Origin of the sequence: Neobacillus sp., assembly GCF_031988165.1 — a bacterium.
In the GTDB taxonomy this organism is placed as follows: domain Bacteria; phylum Bacillota; class Bacilli; order Bacillales; family Cytobacillaceae; genus Neobacillus; species Neobacillus rhizosphaerae.
On sequence record NZ_DALZYO010000005.1, the window covers coordinates 140,209 to 164,568 of the forward strand.

The window sequence follows — 24,360 nt, forward strand, 5'->3', positions numbered from 1 at the left end:
TCCGCCAATTGGAGGATTAACTTTTTTCATGTAGCAATTTTGGAGTTCAAATAATTGCATAAAGCGATATGAAAAGATATATTTACACTGTACATATTTGAAGTGCAGCGGGTTCTGGACTTAGGAATGCTGTAGTTCAATACGACAAAGGAGGATGTTAGAATGGCAAATGTTACATTTAAAGGAAATGCGATTACACTACTTGGTAACGAAGTAAAGGTAGGAGACAAGGCTCCAAATTTCACTGTCCTTGCCAATGACTTATCAGAAGTAACATTGAACGATACAAAGGGACAAGTACGTTTAATCACTTCTGTCCCATCATTAGATACGGGAGTCTGTGATACGGAAACTCGCCGCTTTAATGAGGAAGCGAATTCTCTTGGAAGCGTGAAAATCTTAACTGTAAGCTGTGATCTTCCATTTGCACAAAAACGATGGTGTGCAGCAAGCGGCATTGAAAACGTGCAAACATTATCTGATCATCGTAACCTTTCATTTGGAGAAGCATATGGGGTTGCTATCCAAGAATTAAGGCTTTTAGCTCGTGCCGTATTTGTGGTTGATTCGAACGATATGGTCACATATGTGGAGTATGTTAGTGAAGCAACAAACCACCCGAACTATGAAGCTGCATTAGAAGCGGCTAGAGCTGCGAAGTAATCTTATAGCTAACCAGGCCTCGTCCAAAGGGCGGGGTCTTTTAATATCCTTATTTTCCAGCTTTTGCTTTACTTTAAGGTTGTAAAAAATATATTATCGTTTAAAATGATTAAAGAATTAAATGATGGGAGGAGAATCATGAAAATTTCTCCAGTTGAACAATTATTTACGCTATTTAATGAAACGGCGCTTATTTTACAAGAGGAAATATCCTGTAGCTATCTTGAAGCCCTTGCAGAAACAGGAGAGAATTTATTTCAAGGATCAATCCTTCAAGCAGAGTTAAGTGAGTTAACGGTAAAAAGACTGAAAAAACAATACCAAGAAATTCAGTTGGAAAAGTATTCGAATGAGGAAATTCGTAAGGCACTTCAGCTGGTCATTTTAAAAGGAATGAAGGAAAATGTTCAGCCTAATCATCAAATGACTCCGGATTCTGTCGGGATGCTTGTTGGTTATTTAGTAGAAAAATTTATGAAACAGCCATCCTTCCGCTTGCTTGATCCAGCAGTGGGAACGGGGAACCTATTAACAACGGTGTTAAATCATTTACATAAAAAGGTATCATCAATCGGAGTTGAAATTGACGACATTCTGATTAAACTTGCTTATATAAATGCAAATTTACAAGAGCATCCTGTCCAGCTATTTAACCAGGACAGTCTCGAGCCACTATTTATCGACCCAGTCGATGCAGTTATTGCTGATTTACCGGTTGGCTTTTATCCCAATGACGTTAGAGCAGCGGATTATCAATTAAAAGCCAATGTCGGACATTCCTTTGCCCATCATTTATTTATTGAACAAAGTGTCCGCCATATCTTGCCAGGAGGATACCTATTCTTCCTTGTCCCAAGCAGTTTATTTGAAAGTGAGCAAGCCTTACTGCTGCATGAATTTATCAAGGAACATGTGATAGTTCAGGGGCTACTGCAATTACCGGAAAGTATGTTTAAAAATAAAGCCTCAGCGAAGAGTATTTTTGTTTTGCAGAAAAAAGGAGATGCGATACTGCCGCCAAAGCAAGCATTGCTCGTAAATTTGCCTAATTTATCAAATGTAGTTGAGATGGATAAAATTTTATTAAAAATGGACAAGTGGTTTCAGGAAAATAAAGGGTAAAGCTGGTGAAATACTCCAGTTTTACCTTTTATTTAGTTTTATCTTAAATATCAAATATTTTAAATATAATTACATTTCCTCTGAAAGCGCTCCCGCTGTAAATATACCTTGAAATGTCGTATATACAATGATTTAATGAGAAATTGAGGGAAATAAACAAGCTCGGATTGCACAAAATAGAGTTGTACTAAACAGATTCCGAATTGATTCGATATTGTTATATAAAAGGAGCGTTAGCAAAAATGTCAAAAATTATTGCAATTAATGCGGGAAGTTCTTCCTTGAAGTTTCAATTGTTTGAAATGCCAAGCGAAGAAGTCATAACAAAAGGGATAATCGAAAGAATTGGTATGAAGGATTCCATCTTTACAATTACAGTAAATGGAGAAAAGATTCAGGAAACTCTTGATATTCCTGATCACGATATTGCTGTGAAAATGCTTTTGGAAAAGCTTACTGGATTAGGGATTATTAAATCGCTTGATGAGATTAATGGAACTGGCCACCGGATTGTGCATGGTGGAGAGTCATTTGAGGATTCAGCTATCGTTACAGATGAAGTTTTAGCAAAAATTGAGGAGTTAGCGGAGTTAGCACCGCTTCATAATGCAGCAAATGCAACAGGAATTAAAGCATTCAGACATGTTCTTCCTAATGTTCCAGCAGTAGCCGTATTTGATACTGCCTTCCACCAAACCATGCCTGAAAGTTCATACCTATATAGTCTTCCATTTGAATACTATAAAAAATATGGTATTCGTAAATATGGTTTCCATGGAACCAGTCATAAATATGTATCACAGCGTGCTGCTGAACTTTTAGGGCGTCCACTAGAACAACTTCGGTTAATTTCTTGTCATTTAGGAAATGGAGCAAGTATCGCTGCCATACAAGGCGGTAAATCTATTGATACTTCTATGGGTTTTACACCGCTTGCAGGTGTAACAATGGGGACACGTTCTGGAAATATTGACCCTGCGCTAATTCCATATATTATGGAAAAAACAAATCAAACTGCTGATGAAGTATTAGATGTTTTAAATAAAAAGAGTGGAATGTTAGCCGTTTCTGGTTTCTCAAGCGACCTAAGAGATATTGAAATCTCGGCAAAACAAGGAAACGAACGGGCCAAGCTTGCGTTGGATGTATTCTCTAATCGTATTCATAAATATATCGGATCTTATGCGGCCCGCATGAATGGTGTAGATGCGATTATTTTTACTGCCGGTATCGGAGAAAATAGTGACTCGATTCGAGCAAGTGTATTAAATGGTCTTGAATTTATGGGTGTTTATTGGGATCCGGCTCTTAATCAGGTACGAGGTGAGGAAGCATTTATCAACTATCCGCACTCACCAGTAAAAGTAATTATTATACCAACTAATGAAGAAGTCATGATTGCCCGCGACGTTGTTCGTTTGGCTAGTACTCATTAATACACAAAAAGCAAAAGCTGATCGCCTTTAGGTTAGATAAGGTAAACATTTGATAACAAAAAGAACCGCACATATTAGATATGTATAATATGTGCGGTTCTTTAATAGACTTGTTATTCAACTAAGCACCACCCATGATGTTGAAAACAAAATTATAATCTTGAATGGACTTAGGTAGCAATTGCCTGGTCCATTTTAATTTTTTCTAATGGGGGCAACCGTCAGGAAAATAGGCTTAGCGTTATAAATCCGCATTTTCCTGACGGTTCCCGTAATGTAAAAAAACATGTTGAAGTTTTTTTTGAGAATTAGACAATTCACTCTGGAACTCTCTTCATAAAATAAAATCACTAATCACTAGCCTTTATGGTTGCATTTGAAGGTGTGAAATAGCCATCGTTAGTATCGATAATCACGTTTCTAAACTGAGTAGTTAATTCAATATATTGAACGACTTTGTTATTATGAAGAAATACAACTAAATATATATCATCTCTAAAATCTATAGAACTTGGATCCTTATAATTGAAACCTAGTTTCTCGTTTATCGCTTTTTGTGGGGTGTAAGGGCTAAATACGTATGCTTTCTCCCAATCAAAGTCTGTTAAAGAGTTTAAGTCGACGCCTTCCATCCTTTTTTCGTTAAGAGCCGAACTAAAAGATTTTTCTAGTTCCCTATTGTGATTTCCGCTCGCTGATGAACAACCTGCTAGAATAATAAAGCAGAAAACCATCAATATATATTTTTTCAAAAAATCACTCCTCAATTTATAAGTTAATTGGAAAATACTGATACTGATAGCCTAAGCTTATCATAAGTGTATTTGTTAAGAACAAGCAATTATCAACACATTGTTGTGATTGTTTTACAAATAATTGTTTTATATGTTTTCAGAGACCTTCCAAGCCAGACATATCAAGGGTTTTGGTAGTTAATAACGGAGTAATAACACCAAATAAAGAAGGAAATGCAGTTATTACTGCAAAAGTTAATCTATACGGTACCATAATACAATCCAATAACAACCCAGTTGTAGTAGATTATACAGCACCTGTTACTTCCGTAAGGTAATTGGAAACGGGTCGAATGATTGGTATAATTCGAATGTTTCTGTTACTTTAACTTCAAATGATAACTTGTCGGGCGTTGACAGGACAGAATACAGAATAAGCAAAAGCGGAGATTGGCTTCCTTATAATAAGCCAATTGACATTAATCAAGAGGGAGTTTATACGCTTGAATATCGCTCGATTGACAGAGCAGGTAATATAGAAGAGACAAAACAGAAGATTATAAAAATTGATAAAACAATAATTATCCATCCTTTTTTGATTACATTAGATAATTTTTAATTTATAGTGAAAACGTAGAACAGAGAATATAATGTTCCATTCAGGCGGATTATTATCTCCTTAAAGAGAAGGCCGCATCCTAAATTTGGTGGCCGGAGTCATATAATGACCCGGCCTCTCGTTTTATAGCTTTTAAATAGAGAAAAAAATATATTGATGATTGGTGCCCGCACACTCGTGACTTTGGACGTGGGAGGTTCAAAAGTGATCTTTCAATAGGTTAGTTTATTATCCCCTTCTTCGTAATTTCTACTTGAATCACAGGAGCAAAATGCACTTTTTGATAATTACTATCCCAGCCTTCCTTCTGTGTCTTCCAAATGCGGGGATGGAACGCCATGAGTTGTCTGCCGATACCTAATCCATCGCAGCGTGCTTTTTGCATATTTTTAAGTGTATCTTTTGCCAAGTCAGTCATCTCTTTAGAAAGATACTGGTTTAATTGTGTAACCATTTTTTTATCATATAAGCGATCTTTCGGATATTCAATAATATTCACTTTCCATTTTAAATCCAGCTTAACCGTAATTTGATTGCCCGATTGAATCAATACTTTCATTTTTTGCTCTGATTTGTCTACATTAAAGGTCATAAAGTCATAATTGTTTTGATGACCATTCCGGATATTTATTTTTCTGGTGAATCTCGTCACTTTCCCTTTTTGGTCTTTCAACAATAAATACATTATCGATTCATCCGGGCTCAGTATGCCTGTAAATTGATGGTTATGAAACATGGCAATACTGGAAACATCCACACGTCCTCTTTTTTCCACAAGGTATGGAAGAACAAAATCTTCTCCAGGATCCATCATAATAGGGTAAATCTTTTCAGCGGTCACCTTAGGAACTGTTGTAGTCTCTTCTTTGCTCTTGATTAATTCATCAATTTCTTCTGCAATCAAGACATTCCCAACTTTTTTAAGAGAAAATATATCTGCCGCCTTCCCTTTCGTCACTCCCATCCTGGCGTTTAAGGCACTTTTGGGATCGCGGTAAAAAATATCGAGGATCGGATAAATATCTTGTTTTGCCATTTCTTCTCCAATGAGTATAATCCGATTTTTATAAGCACGAAGATGCCGTGATATCTGATCGTCTGCATGATCCCGGGCTTCCCTTGTCGTATTGCCCACTGTGAAAATAATATCGTTTTTAGGACTCTGTTGTTCGCTAGCAGGCACGTCCCGTATGACAAAGGTGGATTGAAGCTTTCCATTCGGCGCGAGATCAAACCCTTCTCCATAAATCAATCGAGCATTCTTTAAAAGATCTTGGTCCCAACATCCAGTCATGAATAGAAGGATGAAAATAACAGTGCATAAGCAGAAAATCCTTTTCATCTTGTTTACGTCCTCCTTTTTCTAATCAAGTACGTAAAACAAAGCAGGATCAAAGGAAGCCCAACCACAAAAGTATAATGACCAATCTTAAGCATTCGATCGAAGAAATCGCTGATTGATGGATCTTGAGCCATCATGGCCAGAATAAAGAGTAAGAACATGGCATAGGGGACAGCCTTTTTATGTTCGCCCCGGTGAAAAAAGCGCCCCAAACCAACCGTTGCCATGTATATCCAAGCGACCATGGCAGTGCTAACAACAAAGACCCATACCGATAAAAAAATCAAATCGATCCGTTGAATGAGCGGAAAAGAAAAACCTTTCAGCATGTAAAGGAGAGGTTCCGAAACCTCGGGCATGACAGCCGGGCTGAAAATGATTAAACAGGTAAACACTTCAAATGCGTAAAAAAGTGTAATCACCATATTCCCTAAAGAAGCTGCCTTTAATTTTCCTCCGCTTTTCCCTTCAATAAATGGGTAAATCACCAATATAATTTCATACCCAACTAAAGGAAACAATGCTTCAGTCGCTCCTTTGACGATTTTCCCCCATCCTGCTTCAGTTATAGGAAAAATATAACTGAAGTTCACATTGACATAACCCATCAAGGTTAATACCACCATCACAATAATTGTTAACGAAGAAATGACAAACAGTCGGGCAATCACTCGAAGGTTTTCCATAGCCAAATACATACAGGTGAGAAGAGTGAGAATTAATAATGCCCATCTAGGCGTTCCTTGCAGTACCCACCTTTCTACGACATCGGCAAATTTTGCTAGAACCGTTCCTGCAGAAAGCAGAAAATAGCCAATATAAGCAAAGCAAAGCAGATTACCAAGAAATTTCCCGGTAATCTTCGGTAAGAAACTGTATATCGTATCGGAAGGAAATTGTTTGCAAAGAGCCCACAGAATCAAAATAATGACTTGTATAGCCAATCCGGCGATTAAAACAGAAATCCACCCTCCCCCCTTGGCGCTTGCTTGCACTTTATTAGGAAGCGATAAAATTCCAACCCCCACTTGGGACTGTACAACAACAAACATGAACTGCCCTTGGCTAATTCTACTCTTTTCCGGGATCATCCTGTTCCCACTCCCTTGAATTTCTTTCTTGATTAAGCCTTTTTGGATGCGGATCATGGGGGCGTTGATTCAAACTCCAGATTGGAAAACGTAAAAATGTATCCTTCAAATCTTTCATTCGAAGAGGCATGATTGGCGCAAAATAAGCTGTACCAAAGGACTCTAATTTACATAAGTGAATTAAGATGAATAGCATGCCAAACATAATCCCGATCAAACCGAACATCGCAGAAAGGATCATGAGCGGGAAGCCCAAAAGACGTGTTGATAAACTTATTTCATTAGATGGTGCGACAAAAGAAGAAATAGCCGTTAAGGCGATGACGATAACCATGGGATAGGAAATCAATCCAGCTCGCACGACCGATTCACCGATGACCAAGCCGCCAACAATGCCGATGGTTTGACCTACTCGGCTCGGCAAACGAACTCCTGCTTCACGTAGTATTTCTAAAGTAATCTGCATAATTAAAGCCTCCACAATAGGTGGAAATGGAACCCTGTCTATACTGCTTTTTACTGAAAGAATCAAATTTTCCGGAAGAATTTCAGGGTGGAAGCCAATAATCGCAATATATAAAGCAGGTATTATAGATGCGATAATAAAACTCATCAACCGAAGCAATCGAATAAACGATCCGACCATCCACTTTCGGTGATAATCATCCGGGCTTTGATAAAAGGAAAAGAAAGTCACCGGTAAAATCAGTGCAGATGGGTCTCCATCAGATAAAATAGTTACACGGCCTTCCATGAGATGAGCTACCACCCGATCCGGTCTTTCCGTAAATAAGATTTGCGGAAATAGAGAATATGGGTTATCTTCAATTAATTCGGCAATGAATCCGGGCGAGAAAATGGTATCCATCGCAATGGAATTAATTCTATGATCCACTTCTTTAACCAGATCCGGATTCGCCAGGTCCTGCATATAGAGAAGAGCTATTTTTGTATTGGTTGCTTTTCCAATCTGGTAATAACGAACGACCAGATTCGGATTCATAAGGCGTTTTCGAACAAGATAAAGATTCGTCATGAGGTGCTCTATAAAACCATCATGAGCACCGCGAATAACCGCTTCGTTCTCTGACTCCACGATACTTCGTTTATTAACTGCAGCTACATCGACAACATAAACCTCTACTGTACCTTCGAATAACAATACGCATTTTCCTTGGATTAAGGCATGGGGAACCTCGCACAGATCCGATTTTTTCGTAATCTCCACAGAAGTAATGACTTTATCCACGTTTCCTTCTCTTTTTTCTTCTATAGGCTGGATGATTTCATTTTGAATTCTTTGTTGATCAGTTAAGGATTCAAAAAAGACAATGAGACCCTCCAAGTGATTAAACCTAATGCTCCGCCATTTCAGATCACTTGAATGAAACAACTGATTTTTAATGAATTCAATATTTTTATCTAAAGAAGAAAAAACATTCATTTTCATGTGTGGTCTTTTTTCTGTCTGTTTGTTCGAAAATATTTTTCTTAAAAGATATCTCATTATACTCCACCCAGGTTCAATCCAATTTTTATTAATTTAACCGTTATTATGAGCATTATTCCCTGGATACTGCTAATTAAATTGGCAAACCTATTCAGTGACCGCTATTGAACGTGTGCTATGTATTACCACTGCTTGTTTGTCACTAAAACACCTGGTGAAGTATCTTCAATTTCATTGTGAAATATTTCAGAATGTGAAGGATAGGGTTTGCAATAGTGGTTAAAAATAAATGGGACTTATCATTACCTAGGAGTTGAACAGAATGAATGTATGGGAGCAAGTATATAATCCCGTGAGTAACATTTGGTTTTCAGCTATTATCGCATCCATTCCAATAATCTTTTTTATTGTAATGCTGACAGTTTTTAAATTAAAAGGCTATATTGCAGGACTCTCCAGCATAATTGTAGCAGGTGTTGTTGCAGTCTTAATCTACAAAATGCCTGCTATTTTAGTTTTGATGTCTGCCATTTTTGGAGTTTTATCCGGTATATGGCCCGTAGCATCGATTGTATTTGCTGCCATTTTCCTTTATAAAATCACAGTAAAAACAGGCAAATTTGCAATTATAGAAAATAGTATATCCTTTATTACAGCCGATCAAAGATTGCAAGTTCTCATTGTAGCATTCTCATTCGGTGCATTTTTGGAAGGAGCTGCAGGATTTGGAGCACCAGTTGCGATAACAGCAGCCATTTTAGTTGGACTTGGATTCAGTCCGATATATGCAGCCAGCCTTTGTTTGATTGCAAACATTGCCGGTGGTGCATATGGAGCAATGGGCATTCCTGTAACTGTTCCCGCATTACTTACAGGTTTAGATAGTCTTGCTGTTGGAAGATATACAGCATTTGTCCTTCCAATAGTAAGTGTTCTAGTAGCATTCTTACTAATATTTATCATTGATGGGATGAAAGGGATTAGACAAACGTTCCCAGCAGTGTTAGTCAGCGGAGTTTCATTTGGATTTACTCAGGCAATTGTTCTATATTTCTTAGGTGCTGAACTTGCAGACATCTTTGCTGCAATTGTTAGCCTATTGGCACTATCAGTGTTTTTACAAATATGGAAACCAAAAGAGATATTCCGTATAAGTAATGAGAACCAAGTAGATAAACAGGTTAAGTATTCTTTAGGAAAAATTGCATATGCTTGGCTGCCATTTGTATTTCTAACTATATGTGTTACTTTGTTTAATTTATCATTTTTTAAAAATTTATTTATCCCCGGCGGTCCTTTAGAAAAGTTAGTGTTATTGCTGCCAATTCCGGGATTAAACAACGTAGTCATAAAGCATGCACCAATAGTACCGCAAGATACACCATATGCGGCAGTATTTAAATTAGATTTATTTTCATCTACTACAACAGCAATTGTCCTGACGATCATTGTCGCAAGCATTCTCTTTCGCTGCAGCAGTAAGCTGCTGTGGGATGTTTCAAAAGAAACGGCAAAAGAATTATTATCACCAGTTCTAACCATTTGTAGTGTACTTGCCTTTGCTTACATTTGTACTTACTCTGGTATGTCATCGACACTTGGTTTAGCATTTGCTTCCACAGGCGCAGTTTTTCCATTATTCTCCCCAGTGTTAGGTTGGCTGGGAGTTTTTTTAACAGGCTCTGTTGTAAACAGCGGTTCCTTATTTGCTCCACTTCAATCTGTCACCGCTTCTCAAATTGGCATTTCACCTGAATCGATGGTTGCGGTCAATGTAATGGGCGGCACCATGGCTAAAATGATTTCACCTCAATCTATCGCTGTTGCTGCTGCAGCAGTTGGATTAGCAGGAAAAGAGAGTGATTTATTTAAAGTGACAATTAAATATAGCTTAAGTTTACTTGTTGTAATTGGAATAATCAGCTGGTTACTATTTTAATTTTTTTCATTCGAAGGGAGATCGTTTATCATGGATAAAGAAAAAGTAAATCGAGTTGTACTAGTTGGAACAGGTGCTGTAGGTTGCAGTTATGTATATTCATTGATCAACCAGGGGGTTGTTGAGGAAATAGTCTTAATTGATGTAAATGAAAAAAAATCCGAAGGCGAGGCAATGGATCTTAGTCACGGCATGCCGTTCGCTCCTTCACCAGTAAACGTTTGGAGCGGTTCATATCAAGACTGTGGAAGTGCTGACATAGTTGTCATCTCTGCGGGATTGGCACAAAAGCCAGGTGAAACCCGATTGCAATTAGTTGAAAAAAACACGAAAATATTTAAGCAAATAATAAAAAGTATTATGGAAAGTGGATTTAATGGAATATTCTTAGTGGCAACAAATCCAGTGGATATCTTAACCTATGTGACTTGGAAAGAATCAGGACTACCAAAAGAACGTGTAATCGGTTCTGGAACGGTATTAGACTCTGCACGTCTAAGGTTTGCTCTAGGGAAATATTTCAACATAGATACAAGAAATGTTCATGCGGCTATCATTGGTGAACATGGAGATACAGAACTCCCAGTTTGGAGTCATGCAATGATTGGAATTGAGCATCTTGATACTGTTTTGGAACGGAAGGGAGATCTCAAAAAAGAATGTTTAGAAGAAATTTTTGTAAACGTCCGTGATGCTGCCTATCATATCATTGAGCGAAAAGGGGCTACATACTATGGAATAGGTATGTCCCTTGTTAGGATTACAAAAGCAATCCTTAATAATGAAAATAGCATCCTGACAGTATCTTCCTATCTAAATGGAGAATACGGACAAAATGATGTTTATATTGGAGTACCAGCTGTAATTAATCGTGCCGGTATCCGAGAAGTAATCGAAATTGAGCTGAATGAAAAGGAAAAAGAACAATTTAATCATTCCGTTTCATTACTTAAAGAAACAATGAGGTCTTTCATTTAATAAATGAAAGTACATATCCAGCTTATCAAGTTAAGATATTTACGATAACAATCAATACATTAAGCTCATTTAAGTATGGTACGGTGAACCTTATCATAAGTAGATGCGGTTTTTTTCACTAATGATCCTGAATCATAGCATATCTCCAGGTTACATGGCCGGAGCTTGAATGCGGGCCTCATTCGGATAGGGCAAGAGCCAAAAAGAGAAATCCAGTGGCTTTTGCCTTTTTATCGTTCTATTCTCTGTGATATACTGGAAATAGAAGCGATGTTTAGAGGAGGATCCAGATGCCATTGACCAACCGTGAAACAAAAGCCTTGCATGGGATACGGGATTGGGAAAGGAACTTGCTAAATTATGAGGCGAATGACTTTCAATTGACATATGAAAAATATTTGGAACTTTCTTTCTCATTATTACCTAACAAGGTTCAAAGGCAATTTTTTTCTGTCATTGACAGCTGGCTATTTCATTTACATAGTTTAATCCAAGGCTCGCAGCTGCAAATGGACGCAAAAGAAAGAATTTTAGCATCTGGGAGAATTTTTAAGCAAGATTTAGAAAAAATAGTAGAATTAAAGCAACTGGACATTGACCAGTTACAATACATAGCACAGCAGCAAATCGCAAGACATCGGCTTTATTCCTTTGCCCAAGGTGGTTTAGCGGGTACAGGGGAAATGCTTCTTTTAGGTACCGATATTCCGGCAATGGCAGTCATTAATTTAAGAGTTGTTCAATTAATCGCGATGACCTACGGTTTTGAGGTTAATACCCCACATGAAATGATGACATCTCTAAAAGTATTCCATACCGCGACATTGCCGCCACGAATTCAAAAAGAGGGCTGGGCTTCCTTAATGGATGAGCTGGAGTCGAACGATTATTATTATTTTTACGAAGGCAATGAGGAAATTATGGATATCACCTGGCTAGAGCAGCCTGTCCAGCAACTTTTAAAAGCGATGGTCATTGCATTGTTTCGGAAAAAAGTTATTCAAGGACTTCCGCTAGTCAGTATGGCCATTGGTGCCGGTGCAAATTATCAATTAACGAGAAAAGTTACGGATTTTGCCCATAAATATTACCAACTTCGCTATCTTAAAGAAAAAGAGGAGTTTTAATGATGAGCACACAAGAACATAAACTGGAAGCACCTAAAACGGTCAATTGCAAGATAATTACAGTCAGTGATACGAGAGATCAGGATACAGACAAAAGCGGCAAGTTAATGATGGAACTGCTTGAACAAGCAGGGCACAATATAGCTGATTATGTCATTGTAAAGGATGTATCTGAACATATTCAAACTGAAATTTTAAAAGGCTGCGACCGAGACGATATTGATGTCATTCTAACAAATGGCGGCACTGGAATTGCCAAGCGAGATGTAACGATTGAAACCATACAAGGTCTACTTGAAAAAGAAATCGTCGGGTTTGGAGAATTGTTCAGGCTATTAAGCTATCAAGAGGATATCGGTTCTGCAGCAATTCTCTCGAGGGCAATTGCCGGTGTCGTCAAAAATAAAGCAGTATTCTCTACCCCTGGTTCCTCCGGCGCTGTAAAGCTTGCGATGAATAAATTAATCTTGCCTGAAATTGGCCATGTAGTGAGAGAAATTAAAAAAGACTTATAAAGAAATCAAACTGACTGGCGAGTTGTAAGCCGAAGACAGATTAGTAGTTCAAGGAAAAGCACAACTTTTCATCTGCGAAGCAAATTCTTATACGAAGTCTTACTTTAGTGCCTATATGCATTCGGAATATATGGATATAAATGGTGATTAGCCTAAAAATAAAGCTCCCTTAGAATCTAAGGGAGTATTTTTATTGATGTATTCTTTCTGAAAGTGTCTGGTTCGCCCGATACCAAAGCCAAAGGTCATTGATAATAGAGGCTAGCTCTGCTATTTCCGAGTTTAGTCGACAGGAATGAGGGAAATCACCTTCATCTGAAAGCTGTGCTTGTTTATGATTAATCTCGTTTTCGAGTTCTGAAATTCTATCTGGAATAGAGCCGCGAATTTGTTCCCACTGGAAGAGAATTTCTGCCTGGGTTTCTTTACTGAATTGATCCCAATCTACTGGTAAATCGGGTAGAAGAATACCAAGACGGTGGTGAAAAGAAAAATGATCTTTCATATAGGTGCCTCCAAGCTGTGTTATTGATATTATTTTACTACACATCAGTAGACCATTCACGATAAAACAATTTTAATTTTTTGGAAAAGAGGCGGAGCGTCATAAAAATGAATCAGGGCATCCAGTCTAATTGAAAAATATGTAGTTTTTACTCTAACTGAGGTGAAACCTATCTCTGCTCACTCCGCCGTTATTATTTGGTGAACCGCTCATTTTCAATCCTTTTTCATGTTTGGGTTAGGAGTTGAAACTCATTATTGTTAATGTGAAAAATAAAAGGCACGGGGCAAATGGCCCCGTGCTTAAGCATTATCTATTATTATTCGACATCTTTTTCTGTCCGAACGACAAGAACATCACATGGAGCATAGCGAGTGATGTGTTCAGATACACTGCCAATAAAAATTCTTTCCACCATATTCATTCCTGTAGCACCGCAGATAATTAAATCCACATTATGCTTTTTAGCCAAATCTCTTGGAATTCTTACTTTTGGAGAGCCAAAATCAATTTCATAATGGACTTTTGGCAGACCAGCTTCCACAGCTAGTTTTTGATAGTTGTCAAGCATATCTTTTGCCAGCTTTTCTGCTCTTTCACCAATGACAGTATCATAGGCCTCGACTAAGGCAAATGACCTTGTATCAATGACATGGACTAATATTAATGTTGCGCTGTTTCTTTTGGCAATCTCAATCCCTTTTTTGAAAGCCCAGTCTGCCTCTTTTGATCCATCAACAGCAACTAAAATAGTATGATATTTAAGTCCCATGATTATCATCTCCTTATCTTGATTATACAATAATTTACAACGAATAACTGTTGCAATTTTTCGAACAATAATGAAGTAACTTACATTGGAAAGGAGATTGGTGATATGGAAAAACGGGACCCGAAGAATAAATATTCATTTGAGTTTGATGAGCAGGGTACGAAAGAAGTTAACGAGCAGATAATGAATTCCTATAATAGTGGCTTCATTGGGGAAGGAACAGCTCTTGCTGACAATGATGATTTTGCTACAACCGAGAGCTTGGAAAAATGAATATGAAAGGTAAAAGGGTGTCCATTAGGGGACAGCCTTTTTTGTATTGGGATTAAAATTTTTAGACATTTGCCTTGGAAATTTCATTCGTGGAGGGCGTTTACCCAAGATTATGCAAGCAACTTTGCATATTCTTTAGTGTGTTAAGTATTAAATGAGGAGGAGAATAATGAATACAGAATTGTATGGAATGCCTAATACCATGGATGAGAGGATTCATGGTGGGTTCGGAGGATTCGGTCATGGTTTTGGAGGATTCGGGAGACCAGGTTTCGGGTTTGGAAGACCAGGTTTTGGGTTTGGTCGTCCGGGATTTGGATTTGGCCGACCAGGATTTGGCTTTGGTCGTCCAGGATTCGGCTTTGGCCGTCCATTTGGTTTCGGATTTGGATTTCCGTTTTTGGGTGGATTAGCAGCTGGGGCATTATTATCAGCACCATATGGATACGGATATGGATATGGATATCCATATCCATACACGGATCCATATTACGGGTACCCATATCCTTATTATTAGTAAAACATCCTAAAAAGAGCTTTGCCTTCAATGGCAAAGCTCTTATTATGTTATTGATGTAGAATCAATAATATTTGTTACTGCCATATTTGTTTAACATAGGTAACAAACTATTAAGAAGGTCAGATCATTCCAACAATTGGTTCAAAGAGGTATTCAAAGATTTTCTTTGAGTTCAAAAATGTTATTGACTTTCATTCTCAATGAACATATAATCTCTCTAGGAGATAATTGATAATGATTTTCATTATCGAATTGATATCATAAAATTGCTATTTTTTAAATAGTAAAACATACATAAGGAGGAAAACATGAGGAGCAGGTTATTTACTACTCTGTTGATTTTACTTACAGCATTTATAATCCTTCCAATTAACAGTTTTGCTGCTAGTGCAACGGATGATATGAAACGAGCAAATACTATCATAAACCAGAGTATTCAATCTCTGGATAATGGAGATATGAATGTATCCTCCGAACAATTTAAGAAATTCACATCCACCTGGCTCTCAATTGAAGATGGAGTAAAAAAGAAATCTAAGCAGGCGTATCATGATATTGAAGATAATATGGGGCAAGTGCAATTTGCTTTAGCTCAACAACCAATCAATCAAGAAAAAGTGAAAAATGCACTTTTAGCTTTAAAAAAGACAAATGAAGAATTTATAGCAGGTAAATTTGCTTCTTCGGATAAAAGTGATAATACCTCTACTCAAAAGGGTGATGTGGCTGAACTAATAACTTTGCTAAATCAGTCCCTATCAAAAATAAAGGACAATGATATTCATGGTGCAAAAGCTGATATAGAAAAATTTCGCCAATCATGGTTGAACGTCGAGGGTATTGTCCTTACTCAGTCTTCCAAAATATACAGTGATGCAGAAAGGGATATGGTTTCGTCATACGCCATGTTATCTTCTAAGCCAGCTGATGTTGAAGGAGCTAAAAAAACAATTGAAAGTATGCGAGATTATTTATCACCACTAGTAAGCAAAACAAGTTATAACATGATGGATGCCATTACAATTCTTCTTCGTGAAGGATTAGAAGGATTGCTTGTAGTGGTTGCCTTGCTTGGGTTTTTAAGAAAGGCAGGTCATGAAGAGAAAAGTAAATGGATTTGGATAGGTGTAGGTGCAGGGATAGGAGTAAGTATCATTCTTGGTACCCTTGTCAACTTATTATTTTCAGCAGGAGCATTTGGCAGTAACAATTTCTTAATTGCAGGCTGGACTGGGATTTTTGCAGCAGTAATGCTTCTATACATGAGTTATTGGCTTCATAGTAAATCAAGTATTTCAGAATGGCAGAGATACATCCGTACACAAAGTTCAAAAGCATTGGATACAGGTAGCCTCTTATCCTTAGCACTTTTATCTTTCCTCGCTGTTTTTCGCGAAGGGACAGAAACAGTTTTATTCTTTATTGGAATGGCTTCCTCGATAAAAATGACATCCCTTTTATTGGGTATTGCTATTGGACTGCTCATACTTGTGGTCTTATCGTACCTCATTCTTAAGGTAGGATTAAAAATTCCAATGCGTCCATTCTTCCTAGTATCAAGTATTTTAATGTTTTACTTATGCTTTAAGTTTACAGGGATGGGGATTCATGGATTACAGCTAGCTGGATTACTACCAGCAACTCAAGCACCAATTGCAACTATTGACTTTTTCGCTATTTATTCAACTTGGGAGAGTTTTATTCCACAAATGATCTTGTTAGTTGTTGCGGTAACTGCTGCAATAATAAATAAAAGAAAAGATAACAAAGTAAAGGGACAAACAGGGGGAAACGTAAATGAAATCGCGTAAATTAATCGTTCCAATTTTAATCGCATCTTCTTTAACATTGGCTGCATGTGGCGGAGCTAAAGATGACAAGAATTCTGCAGAGACAAAGGCAACTGTTTCAATAAGTGACGGTGCGAAGGAAATGAAACAAACCATCACTGATTTGAGAGATCAATTAAATGCAAACGATGCTGCAAAAGTTAAAGAAAGTGGAGTAAAACTCGAAGAATCTTGGCAAAAATTTGAAGACGATGTTAAAGATAAGAATGCTGATTTATATGAAAAAGTGGAAACTCCACTACACACAATTGAAGCAGGTGCAAAATCAAATCCACTTGATGCACAAACATTAAATAAATCAGCTGATGAACTTGATTCGGTTTTGTCAGACGTTGAAAAAATAAAATAATAAAAAAGCGGTAACCCCTTAAAGGTTACCGCTTTTTCTTCTTAATAAAGAGAAATCTAGTTAATATTATGCTACTTGGTATACTCGATAATAATTAAATAAAAAAGTTTGGGTATCTCAGCTTTTTTTGATAAAATGAAAGAGCTTTCAGAGAATGGTAAGTTGTTACATCATTACTTTGAAAAAAGAATATATTAATATCGACTTAGAATATTTTACTATTGATGTTATTAAATGGGGGTAAGCACATGCGGATTGGAGTACCTAAAGAAATAAAAAATAATGAAAACCGTGTAGCGATGACACCAGCTGGAGTAGTTAACCTTGTGAAATTTGGCCATGTGGTTTTTATTGAAAAAGGAGCAGGACATGGTTCTGGTTTTACAGATGAGGATTATGGAGCTGCAGGTGCGAAGCTGGTTGATTCAGCTAGTGAAGCTTGGTCCATGGATATGGTCATGAAGGTTAAAGAGCCTCTTCCAAGTGAATATCAATACTTTCGTGAAGGTTTAATTCTATTTACATATTTACATTTAGCACCTGAACCAGAATTAACGAAGGCGTTGATTGATAATAAAGTTGTAGGGATTGCCTACGAAACGGTACAATTAGCGAACCGAAGCCTGCCGTTATTGACACCGATGAGTGAGGTTGCTGGAAGAATGGCAGCACAAATTGGTGCTCAATTTCTGGAAAAAGTCCACGGTGGTATGGGAATCCTACTTTCTGGTGTTCCTGGTGTGCAAAGAGGTACAGTTACTATTATTGGCGGTGGCGTTGCCGGCACAAATGCGGCTAAGATGGCGATTGGTCTAGGGGCAAAAGTGACGATTATTGACTTAAATCCAGACCGTCTTCGTCAATTAGATGATATTTTCGGTTCTGATGTGACGACATTGATGTCCAACCCTTTTAATATTGCTGAAGCTGTAAAGGAATCGGATTTAGTTATTGGCGCTGTATTAATTCCGGGAGCGAAGGCACCGAAGCTTGTTAGCGAAGAAATGATCCAATCAATGAAGCCTGGCAGTGTGGTTGTTGATATTGCTATCGATCAGGGTGGTATTTTTGAAACAACAGACCGGATTACCACACATGATAACCCAACATATGTGAAGCATGGTGTTGTTCATTACGCTGTAGCGAATATGCCAGGTGCGGTACCGAGAACGTCGACATTTGCGTTAACAAACGTGACCGTTCCGTATGCCGTTCAAATTGCCAATAAGGGTTATCAAAAAGCGTGTTTAGAAAATGAAGCCTTGTTAAAAGGAATCAATACGCTCGACGGTTTTGTGACCTATCAAGCTGTCGCCGAAGCACACGGTCTTGAATTCTCTGATACAAAAACATTGCTTGAAAAATAATAACGAGGGGAGAGGGAGTGGTTAATGTCCTTCTTCTTTTTTTGACATTAGAAAACCAGCTTCCCTTAAAGAAGCTGGTTTAAAAATCATATATAGCCGCATTTGCCGTAGAAATATAAGAAAGTTTTAAACCACCACTCCTCAAAGTGGGTGTTCTCAGAAACTTTTCTGCATGTCCTCCATGTCCTATAGACAGAGGCCTGTCATTCCAGCTTCGATGGTTAAACTCCCTATTACAGCTTAAAGGTTAAAACTTTATTATGATTACGTACAACGCAGCTTGTATTTGTATAGTACATCAATTCCTAAAAGAGTTCAATGTAAAAGAAATCCATTTCCTTATTTGATGATCTGCAGTTCTTTCGGGAATTTTGTTAAAATCTTAGCTCCATCAGCAGTAATATAAATATCATCCTCAATCCGTACACCCGCTACCTCAGGTACATAAATTCCTGGTTCAATTGTATATACCATTCCTTCTTCAATAACCAGCTGGTTGGTTTCAGTCATCGATGGATATTCATGGACGCCTATTCCAAGTCCATGACCTAAACGGTGTGGAAAATATTCGCCATATCCTGCTTCCATGATAATCCTGCGGGCAGTGAGGTCCACTTCAGCAGCAGTAACACCTGGTTTACTAGCCTCAATGGCTGCTAATTGAGCTTTTAAAACCGTATCGTAAATTTCCTTTTGCTTGTCATTAATGTCACCAAAAGCAACCGTTCTTGTGATATCCGAGCAATATCGGTCCACCACAACACCCAAATCGAATAACACAAGATCGCCTTTTTGAATTTTCGTTTGCCCAGGGTTGCCATGTGGAGACGCGGCGTTTGCTCCTGTCAAAACCATTGTTGAAAATGACATTTCAGTAACGCCCTTTTGCTTTAGGGCGAACTCTAAAGCATTTAGGACTTCGAGCTCTGTTTTGCCTTCCTTGATTTCATTTGCTCCAAATTCAACGGCATAATCAGCAAGGGCACAGGCCTCTTCAATGATTTTCAATTCTTTGGCATCTTTAATCATGCGAAGCAATCGCAATTTTTCTTCTGCTGAAACAAATGCTGCTTTCGGGAATAATCTTGAAAGCTGTTCGTATCGTTCTACATTCATATGTTCTTTTTCGATAGCGGCTTTAGATACTCCATTAATTCTTTTATTTATTGAATTTAGAATCATTTCCCATGGGTTGTCGATGTCGCTATAGCCAATAATTTCATGATGCCAACCTGAACGTTTAGCATCATGCACCTCCATTGATGGGCATACTAGAAACGGCTCTTCCTCTTGAAAAACGGCAAGTGAGAGCAATCTTTCATGTGGATCGGAATAAAAGCCACTTAAATAAAATACATTTTCTGAAGAGGTTAGAAAACTAATTTCTACTCCATTTTCCTTCATCCAAGTTTGAAGTTTTTCTATTCGTTGATTCATTTTTAGGGGTCCCCCTTTAAAAATTAATATCCAATTTGAGAGTATCAATATTAAAAGTAAATGTAAACTCTCTGAGCTCATCATGCACTAAAACAAGTGAGTTATGGGAATAAAGGTAGAAGGATTTCGATAACTTTTATGGAACTACATAAGATAATACTTTTAGAGGAGTTGGAATGATGAGAATTTCTTACCATGGACATTCAGTTGTACAAATTCATACTAATGGTAAAACAATTATGATTGATCCTTTTATCACCGGTAATCAATTAACAGACTTAAAGGTTGATGACGTAAAACCTGATGCAATCATCCTCTCGCATGGACATAATGACCATGTCGGGGATACTGTCGAGCTAGCTAAGAAGAATAATGCCCTTGTTATTGCAAATGCGGAAATTTCCGATTTTCTTAGCTGGCAAGGAGTTAATACTCACGCAATGCATATAGGCGGTGCTTACCAATTTGAATTCGGAAAAGTTAAGCTGACACAAGCCTTCCATGGCTCAAGCTTTACAACTGAAAATAATGAAATTATTTATTGCGGTATGCCGGCAGGAATCTTGTTTATGAACGAAGGAAAAACCGTTTATCATGCTGGTGACACAGCTCTATTCTCGGACATGAAACTCATTGGTGAGCGTCATCCGATTGATGTAGCCTTCTTGCCAATTGGTGATAATTTTACAATGGGACCTGAAGATGCTGCCTATGCGGCAAAACTGTTAAACGCAAAGACGATTGTACCGATGCACTTCAATACCTTCCCACCAATTAAACAGGATCCATACCAATTTATAGAAATGCTTGAAGCTAAAAATGGGAAAGTGTTAGCACCAGGCGAAGTAATCGAAATTTAATATGTTCTTAGGTATTCACATACTTTTTTTCCTCTAAAGCGCATAAAGATGGAACAAGCAGTCTTTTAAAGGAGGAAAAAAATTGAAAAAGAACAGATATTTACTTTGTCTATTGCTCTGTGGCTTTATGCTTTATTTTGCTGTACCAAGATTATCAATCAACGCTGATAGGGTACAGGGGATATTTTCTATAGCATGGCTTTCATTCGCACTGATAGTCATCGCAGGAAATCTTACAGGGCTGCTTTATAGTCCGAAAAATCAAGTACAAAGACATCAGTTACAGCGCTCAAAAAAGAAATCCCGCTCATTTTAATGAAAATAAGATGATAATGTAAGAAACCGCATTGAATCAAGGCCTATTAAACTCTATAATGAAATTTAGACAAATCTGGTTAATCAATGACTGGATGAATTGGAATTCGAAAATAAAGGGTGAAGGTCTTGGCTACTAAGCATGAACAAATTTTGCAATACATTGATGGACTTCCAATCGGGGAAAAAATATCAGTGCGGCAAATCGCCAAGGCGATGTCTGTAAGTGAAGGTACAGCCTATCGAGCGATTAAAGAAGCCGAAAATAAAGGATATGTCAGTACGATTGAACGAGTTGGTACAATTAGAATCGAACGGAAGAAGAAAGAAAATATTGAAAAGCTTACTTTTGCCGAAGTCGTAAACATTGTCGATGGTCAGGTATTAGGCGGAAGAACAGGCTTGCATAAAACCCTTAATAAATTTGTTATTGGGGCCATGAAATTAGAGGCAATGATGCGCTATACGGAAGCAGGGAACCTATTAATTGTCGGGAACCGCACCCAAGCACATGAACTTGCTCTCAAGGCGGGAGCTGCTGTTCTCATAACCGGAGGCTTCGATTCCGAGGATCTTGTGAAAAAGCTGGCAGATAAATTAGAATTACCTGTTATTTCTACCAGCTATGATACCTTTACGGTAGCTACGATGATAAACCGGGCCATTTATGACCAGTTAATAAAAAAAGAGATTATTTTAGTCGAAGATATCTTAACACCTCTCGAGGATACTTTTTATTTGCAGACGACCGATAGGGTATCAAAATGGCATGAATTTAATCAAAAAACAACCCACAGCCGTTATCCTGTCGTCGATCAAAACATGAAGATTCAAGGGATGGTTACGAGTAAGGACATTTTAGGGCGGGATTATGAAACGGCCATCGACAAGATTATGACCAAACATCCGATGACGGTGAATGGGAAGACAAGTGTTGCATCAACAGCACATACAATGGTCTGGGAAGGAATTGAGGTACTCCCAGTTGCCGATGATTCTAACCGTCTTGAAGGAATAATCAGCAGACAGGATGTTTTAAAGGCATTGCAAATGAACCAACGACAGCCTCAGGTTGGCGAAACCATTGATGACATCGTAACTAATCAAATGGTGCTATTGCAGGGCAAAGCAAAAGGGGAAGAGGTTTACTCTTGTGAAGTCACTCCGCAAATGACCAACCATCTTGGGACTATTTCATATGGTGTATTTACAACCGTTGTCTCAGATGCGGCAAACAGAGTATTGCGAAGCTATAAAAAAGGTGACCTTGTTGTGGAAAATATGACCATTTACTTCATTAAACCGGTTCAAATGGAGAGCACATTAGAAATTTATCCGAAAATACTAGAGGTAGGGCGAAAGTTTGGCAAGGTAGATGTGGAAGTTTTCAATGATGGAGTATTGGTCGGGAAAGCAATGATGATGTGCCAGTTGATTGACAGGAATTAAGTAAACTAATAGGGAATTTGTAAAATCCGATAAGAAAGCCGCTTCCCTCCATGAGAAGCGGCTCGAATTTATTTTTGGGTCTCAAGGTTTTTGGCTTCCTCGATGGCAAAAGGTAGATAATGTTTATATTTTTTGAAGCCAATCCAGCTGAATATTGCGCCATAAATAATAAAAAGTGCTGAAACAATATATGTTACTGTTGATTCAGAAATGAAAAGTAGATGATTAACCCCAAATAAAAAGACAAACAGGCCTAGAGCAATATTTGATTTAGCTGAGAGCCATTTCTTTTCAACTAAACGGTTGCTTCGGAAGTATTTTGTTTTATAAAATAAATAGAAAGCAAATAATAAGCCAATTAAAACTACAAGTACAAGCATGATATGTTCCTCCAGGTTTCAAAAATCTTCTATTTTTACCTAGCTTCAGTGCCAAGGGGTTCTATGGTCTACAGCCAATCGCTTTGGAAAGCAAAAAGCGCCTTTTGTCATTGTTTGTTTGCTGGTCGCCCTTGGACAAGTCAATTACGCTTATAATATTGTACCTGTAATTTTAAAAAAATGCCACATTCGGTGCTAAAAGGAGATCCTATGAAAGAGAAAATTTTAGAAACAATTGAACAATATGATACCATTATCGTCCATCGTCACGTCCGTCCTGACCCGGATGCCTATGGTTCACAAGGTGGATTGGCAGCAATTTTACAAGTGTCCTATCCGAATAAAAAAATCTATGCAGTCGGGCTGGAAGAACCGACCCTTCATTTCATGCGTAGGCTTGATGTCATTGAGGATGAAATCTATAAAGGTGCCTTGGTGATAGTATGTGATACGGCTAATGCTGAAAGAATATGTGACGCTAGGTACTCACTAGGTGATAAGCTAATCAAAATTGATCATCATCCAAATGAGGACCCTTACGGGGATTTACTATGGGTCGATACAACGGCAAGTTCTTGCAGCGAAATGATTTATGAATTTTACTTGTTTGGAAAAGAAAAAGGCTTGAAAATGAATGATGAAGCAGCAAGACTGCTATTCGCCGGTATTGTTGGCGATACAGGAAGATTTCTGTTTCCAAGCACGACAGAAAAAACATTCACCTACGCGGGGGACTTGATTCATTACAACTTCTCACGTACCGACCTATTTGACAAAATGTACGAACTCGATGCTAATATCATTAAATTAAACGGTTATATTTTACAAAATTTCGAGTTTCAGCAAAACGGAGTGGCCTCTGTTAGGCTGACAAAAGAATTATTAGCAGAATACAGTGCAAAGCCGGCAGAAGCTTCCTTACTTGTTGGATCATTAGGAAATGTAAAGGGTATAAAAGCATGGGTCTTTTTTATCGAGGAAGGTGATCAAATAAGAGTCCGTCTCCGTTCAAAGGGACCCGTAATAAATGGCGTTGCAAGAAAGTATAGAGGTGGAGGGCACCCCCTCGCAGCAGGTGCCTCGATTTTTTCTTGGGACGAAGTGGATGAAGTCTTAAAGGAACTAGGCGAGGCGTGCGAAAACCATTCAAAATAGTATTTTTATTCTCCGAATTAAGAGAAACGTCCCACCTACGGGACGTTTCTTTAATGTCTAGCTCCATAAGGAGTGCTTCGGCAGCATTGGCATCGTACGAAGGAAAAGCGTT

Annotated in this window: 25 protein-coding genes and 1 other RNA gene; 17 read left to right on the forward strand and 9 right to left on the reverse strand. The window is 38.0% G+C overall.

Annotation, left to right across the window (positions count from 1 at the left end; all coding sequences use genetic code 11):
• Positions 1–162 precede the first annotated feature (162 nt).
• From tpx to RTR43_RS04585, 3 genes are all read left to right on the forward strand, one after another.
• A complete protein-coding gene (tpx, locus tag RTR43_RS04575) occupies positions 163–663 on the forward strand; it encodes a thiol peroxidase (RefSeq protein ID WP_312469999.1) in 501 nt (166 codons plus the stop codon).
• Between the two features lie 138 nt (positions 664–801).
• Entirely contained in the window at positions 802–1,785 is a 984-nt protein-coding gene (locus RTR43_RS04580) for a class I SAM-dependent methyltransferase (RefSeq protein ID WP_312470001.1), read from the forward strand.
• A gap of 242 nt (positions 1,786–2,027) precedes the next feature.
• Positions 2,028–3,221, forward strand: coding sequence for an acetate kinase (locus RTR43_RS04585; RefSeq protein WP_312470002.1), 1,194 nt, complete (start codon positions 2,028–2,030; stop codon positions 3,219–3,221).
• A gap of 350 nt (positions 3,222–3,571) precedes the next feature.
• Here RTR43_RS04585 and RTR43_RS04590 read toward each other — a convergent pair whose 3' ends face one another.
• Entirely contained in the window at positions 3,572–3,973 is a 402-nt protein-coding gene (locus RTR43_RS04590; RefSeq protein ID WP_312470003.1) for an outer membrane protein assembly factor BamD, read from the reverse strand.
• Between the two features lie 319 nt (positions 3,974–4,292).
• On the opposite strand from RTR43_RS04590, the gene RTR43_RS25605 reads away from it, so the two are divergent.
• Positions 4,293–4,574, forward strand: a complete 282-nt coding sequence (locus tag RTR43_RS25605) for an OmpL47-type beta-barrel domain-containing protein (RefSeq protein WP_396954533.1) — start codon at positions 4,293–4,295, stop codon at positions 4,572–4,574.
• Positions 4,575–4,794: 220 nt separating this feature from the next.
• On the opposite strand, the gene RTR43_RS04595 is transcribed toward RTR43_RS25605, so the two are convergent.
• The 3 genes from RTR43_RS04595 to RTR43_RS04605 are packed head-to-tail and all read right to left on the reverse strand — an operon-like array spanning position 4,795 to position 8,514.
• On the reverse strand, positions 4,795–5,916 hold the full coding sequence (locus tag RTR43_RS04595) for a Ger(x)C family spore germination protein (protein WP_312470004.1): 1,122 nt from the start codon (positions 5,914–5,916) through the stop codon (positions 4,795–4,797).
• Between the two features lie 5 nt (positions 5,917–5,921).
• Complete coding sequence (locus RTR43_RS04600) at positions 5,922–7,007, reverse strand: GerAB/ArcD/ProY family transporter (RefSeq protein ID WP_312470005.1); 1,086 nt, start codon at positions 7,005–7,007, stop codon at positions 5,922–5,924.
• On the reverse strand, positions 6,988–8,514 hold the full coding sequence (locus RTR43_RS04605) for a spore germination protein (RefSeq protein ID WP_312470006.1): 1,527 nt from the start codon (positions 8,512–8,514) through the stop codon (positions 6,988–6,990). The genes RTR43_RS04600 and RTR43_RS04605 overlap by 20 nt, the downstream gene beginning before the upstream one ends.
• Before the next feature lie 265 nt (positions 8,515–8,779).
• Between RTR43_RS04605 and RTR43_RS04610 the strand changes: the two genes are divergently transcribed.
• The 4 genes from RTR43_RS04610 (at position 8,780) to RTR43_RS04625 (ending at position 13,016) form a co-directional block, all read left to right on the forward strand.
• Positions 8,780–10,396 carry a lactate permease LctP family transporter gene (locus RTR43_RS04610; protein ID WP_312470008.1) on the forward strand — a complete coding sequence of 539 codons (1,617 nt, stop codon included), beginning with the start codon at positions 8,780–8,782 and terminating at the stop codon, positions 10,394–10,396.
• A gap of 30 nt (positions 10,397–10,426) precedes the next feature.
• On the forward strand, positions 10,427–11,374 hold the full coding sequence (locus tag RTR43_RS04615; protein ID WP_312470009.1) for an L-lactate dehydrogenase: 948 nt from the start codon (positions 10,427–10,429) through the stop codon (positions 11,372–11,374).
• A gap of 290 nt (positions 11,375–11,664) precedes the next feature.
• A complete protein-coding gene (locus tag RTR43_RS04620) occupies positions 11,665–12,501 on the forward strand; it encodes an EcsC family protein (RefSeq protein ID WP_312470010.1) in 837 nt (278 codons plus the stop codon).
• Positions 12,502–12,503: 2 nt separating this feature from the next.
• Positions 12,504–13,016: a MogA/MoaB family molybdenum cofactor biosynthesis protein gene (locus tag RTR43_RS04625; RefSeq protein WP_312470030.1), complete on the forward strand. Its 513-nt coding sequence runs from the start codon at positions 12,504–12,506 to the stop codon at positions 13,014–13,016.
• 190 nt (positions 13,017–13,206) lie between these two features.
• On the opposite strand, the gene RTR43_RS04630 is transcribed toward RTR43_RS04625, so the two are convergent.
• Together RTR43_RS04630 and RTR43_RS04635 are read right to left on the reverse strand one after the other, a co-directional pair.
• Positions 13,207–13,521 (reverse strand): hypothetical protein, encoded by a 315-nt coding sequence (locus RTR43_RS04630; protein ID WP_312470011.1) that lies wholly within the window; start codon positions 13,519–13,521, stop codon positions 13,207–13,209.
• A gap of 319 nt (positions 13,522–13,840) precedes the next feature.
• The gene (locus RTR43_RS04635) at positions 13,841–14,293 is read right to left on the reverse strand and encodes a universal stress protein (protein ID WP_312470012.1); all 453 of its coding nucleotides are present in this window, start codon (positions 14,291–14,293) and stop codon (positions 13,841–13,843) included.
• A gap of 105 nt (positions 14,294–14,398) precedes the next feature.
• Between RTR43_RS04635 and RTR43_RS04640 the strand changes: the two genes are divergently transcribed.
• The 5 genes from RTR43_RS04640 (at position 14,399) to ald (ending at position 18,652) form a co-directional block, all read left to right on the forward strand.
• On the forward strand, positions 14,399–14,566 hold the full coding sequence (locus RTR43_RS04640) for a hypothetical protein (protein ID WP_312470013.1): 168 nt from the start codon (positions 14,399–14,401) through the stop codon (positions 14,564–14,566).
• Between the two features lie 202 nt (positions 14,567–14,768).
• Complete coding sequence (locus RTR43_RS04645) at positions 14,769–15,083, forward strand: hypothetical protein (RefSeq protein WP_312470031.1); 315 nt, start codon at positions 14,769–14,771, stop codon at positions 15,081–15,083.
• A 311-nt stretch (positions 15,084–15,394) separates the two neighbouring features.
• Entirely contained in the window at positions 15,395–16,897 is a 1,503-nt protein-coding gene (locus RTR43_RS04650; RefSeq protein ID WP_312470015.1) for an FTR1 family iron permease, read from the forward strand.
• Positions 16,884–17,285: a hypothetical protein gene (locus RTR43_RS04655; protein ID WP_312470016.1), complete on the forward strand. Its 402-nt coding sequence runs from the start codon at positions 16,884–16,886 to the stop codon at positions 17,283–17,285. Before RTR43_RS04650 ends, RTR43_RS04655 begins: the two co-directional genes overlap by 14 nt.
• A gap of 248 nt (positions 17,286–17,533) precedes the next feature.
• A complete protein-coding gene (gene ald, locus RTR43_RS04660; protein WP_312470017.1) occupies positions 17,534–18,652 on the forward strand; it encodes an alanine dehydrogenase in 1,119 nt (372 codons plus the stop codon).
• Between the two features lie 89 nt (positions 18,653–18,741).
• Here ald and ssrS read toward each other — a convergent pair.
• Together ssrS and RTR43_RS04670 are read right to left on the reverse strand one after the other, a co-directional pair.
• A non-coding RNA gene (ssrS, locus tag RTR43_RS04665) (6S RNA) lies at positions 18,742–18,937 on the reverse strand.
• Between the two features lie 54 nt (positions 18,938–18,991).
• Entirely contained in the window at positions 18,992–20,089 is a 1,098-nt protein-coding gene (locus RTR43_RS04670) for a M24 family metallopeptidase (protein ID WP_312470018.1), read from the reverse strand.
• Between the two features lie 179 nt (positions 20,090–20,268).
• Between RTR43_RS04670 and RTR43_RS04675 the strand changes: the two genes are divergently transcribed.
• From RTR43_RS04675 to RTR43_RS04685, 3 genes are all read left to right on the forward strand, one after another.
• Positions 20,269–20,949, forward strand: coding sequence for a metal-dependent hydrolase (locus tag RTR43_RS04675; protein WP_312470032.1), 681 nt, complete (start codon positions 20,269–20,271; stop codon positions 20,947–20,949).
• Between the two features lie 82 nt (positions 20,950–21,031).
• Positions 21,032–21,265, forward strand: coding sequence for a hypothetical protein (locus tag RTR43_RS04680; RefSeq protein WP_312470019.1), 234 nt, complete (start codon positions 21,032–21,034; stop codon positions 21,263–21,265).
• 128 nt (positions 21,266–21,393) lie between these two features.
• Entirely contained in the window at positions 21,394–22,713 is a 1,320-nt protein-coding gene (locus RTR43_RS04685) for a DRTGG domain-containing protein (protein WP_312470020.1), read from the forward strand.
• A 68-nt stretch (positions 22,714–22,781) separates the two neighbouring features.
• Here the strand turns inward: RTR43_RS04685 and RTR43_RS04690 are convergent, their stop codons facing one another.
• A complete protein-coding gene (locus RTR43_RS04690; protein WP_248736353.1) occupies positions 22,782–23,093 on the reverse strand; it encodes a YtpI family protein in 312 nt (103 codons plus the stop codon).
• A gap of 210 nt (positions 23,094–23,303) precedes the next feature.
• On the opposite strand from RTR43_RS04690, the gene RTR43_RS04695 reads away from it, so the two are divergent.
• Entirely contained in the window at positions 23,304–24,248 is a 945-nt protein-coding gene (locus RTR43_RS04695; protein WP_312470023.1) for a DHH family phosphoesterase, read from the forward strand.
• Positions 24,249–24,360: the final 112 nt, after the last annotated feature.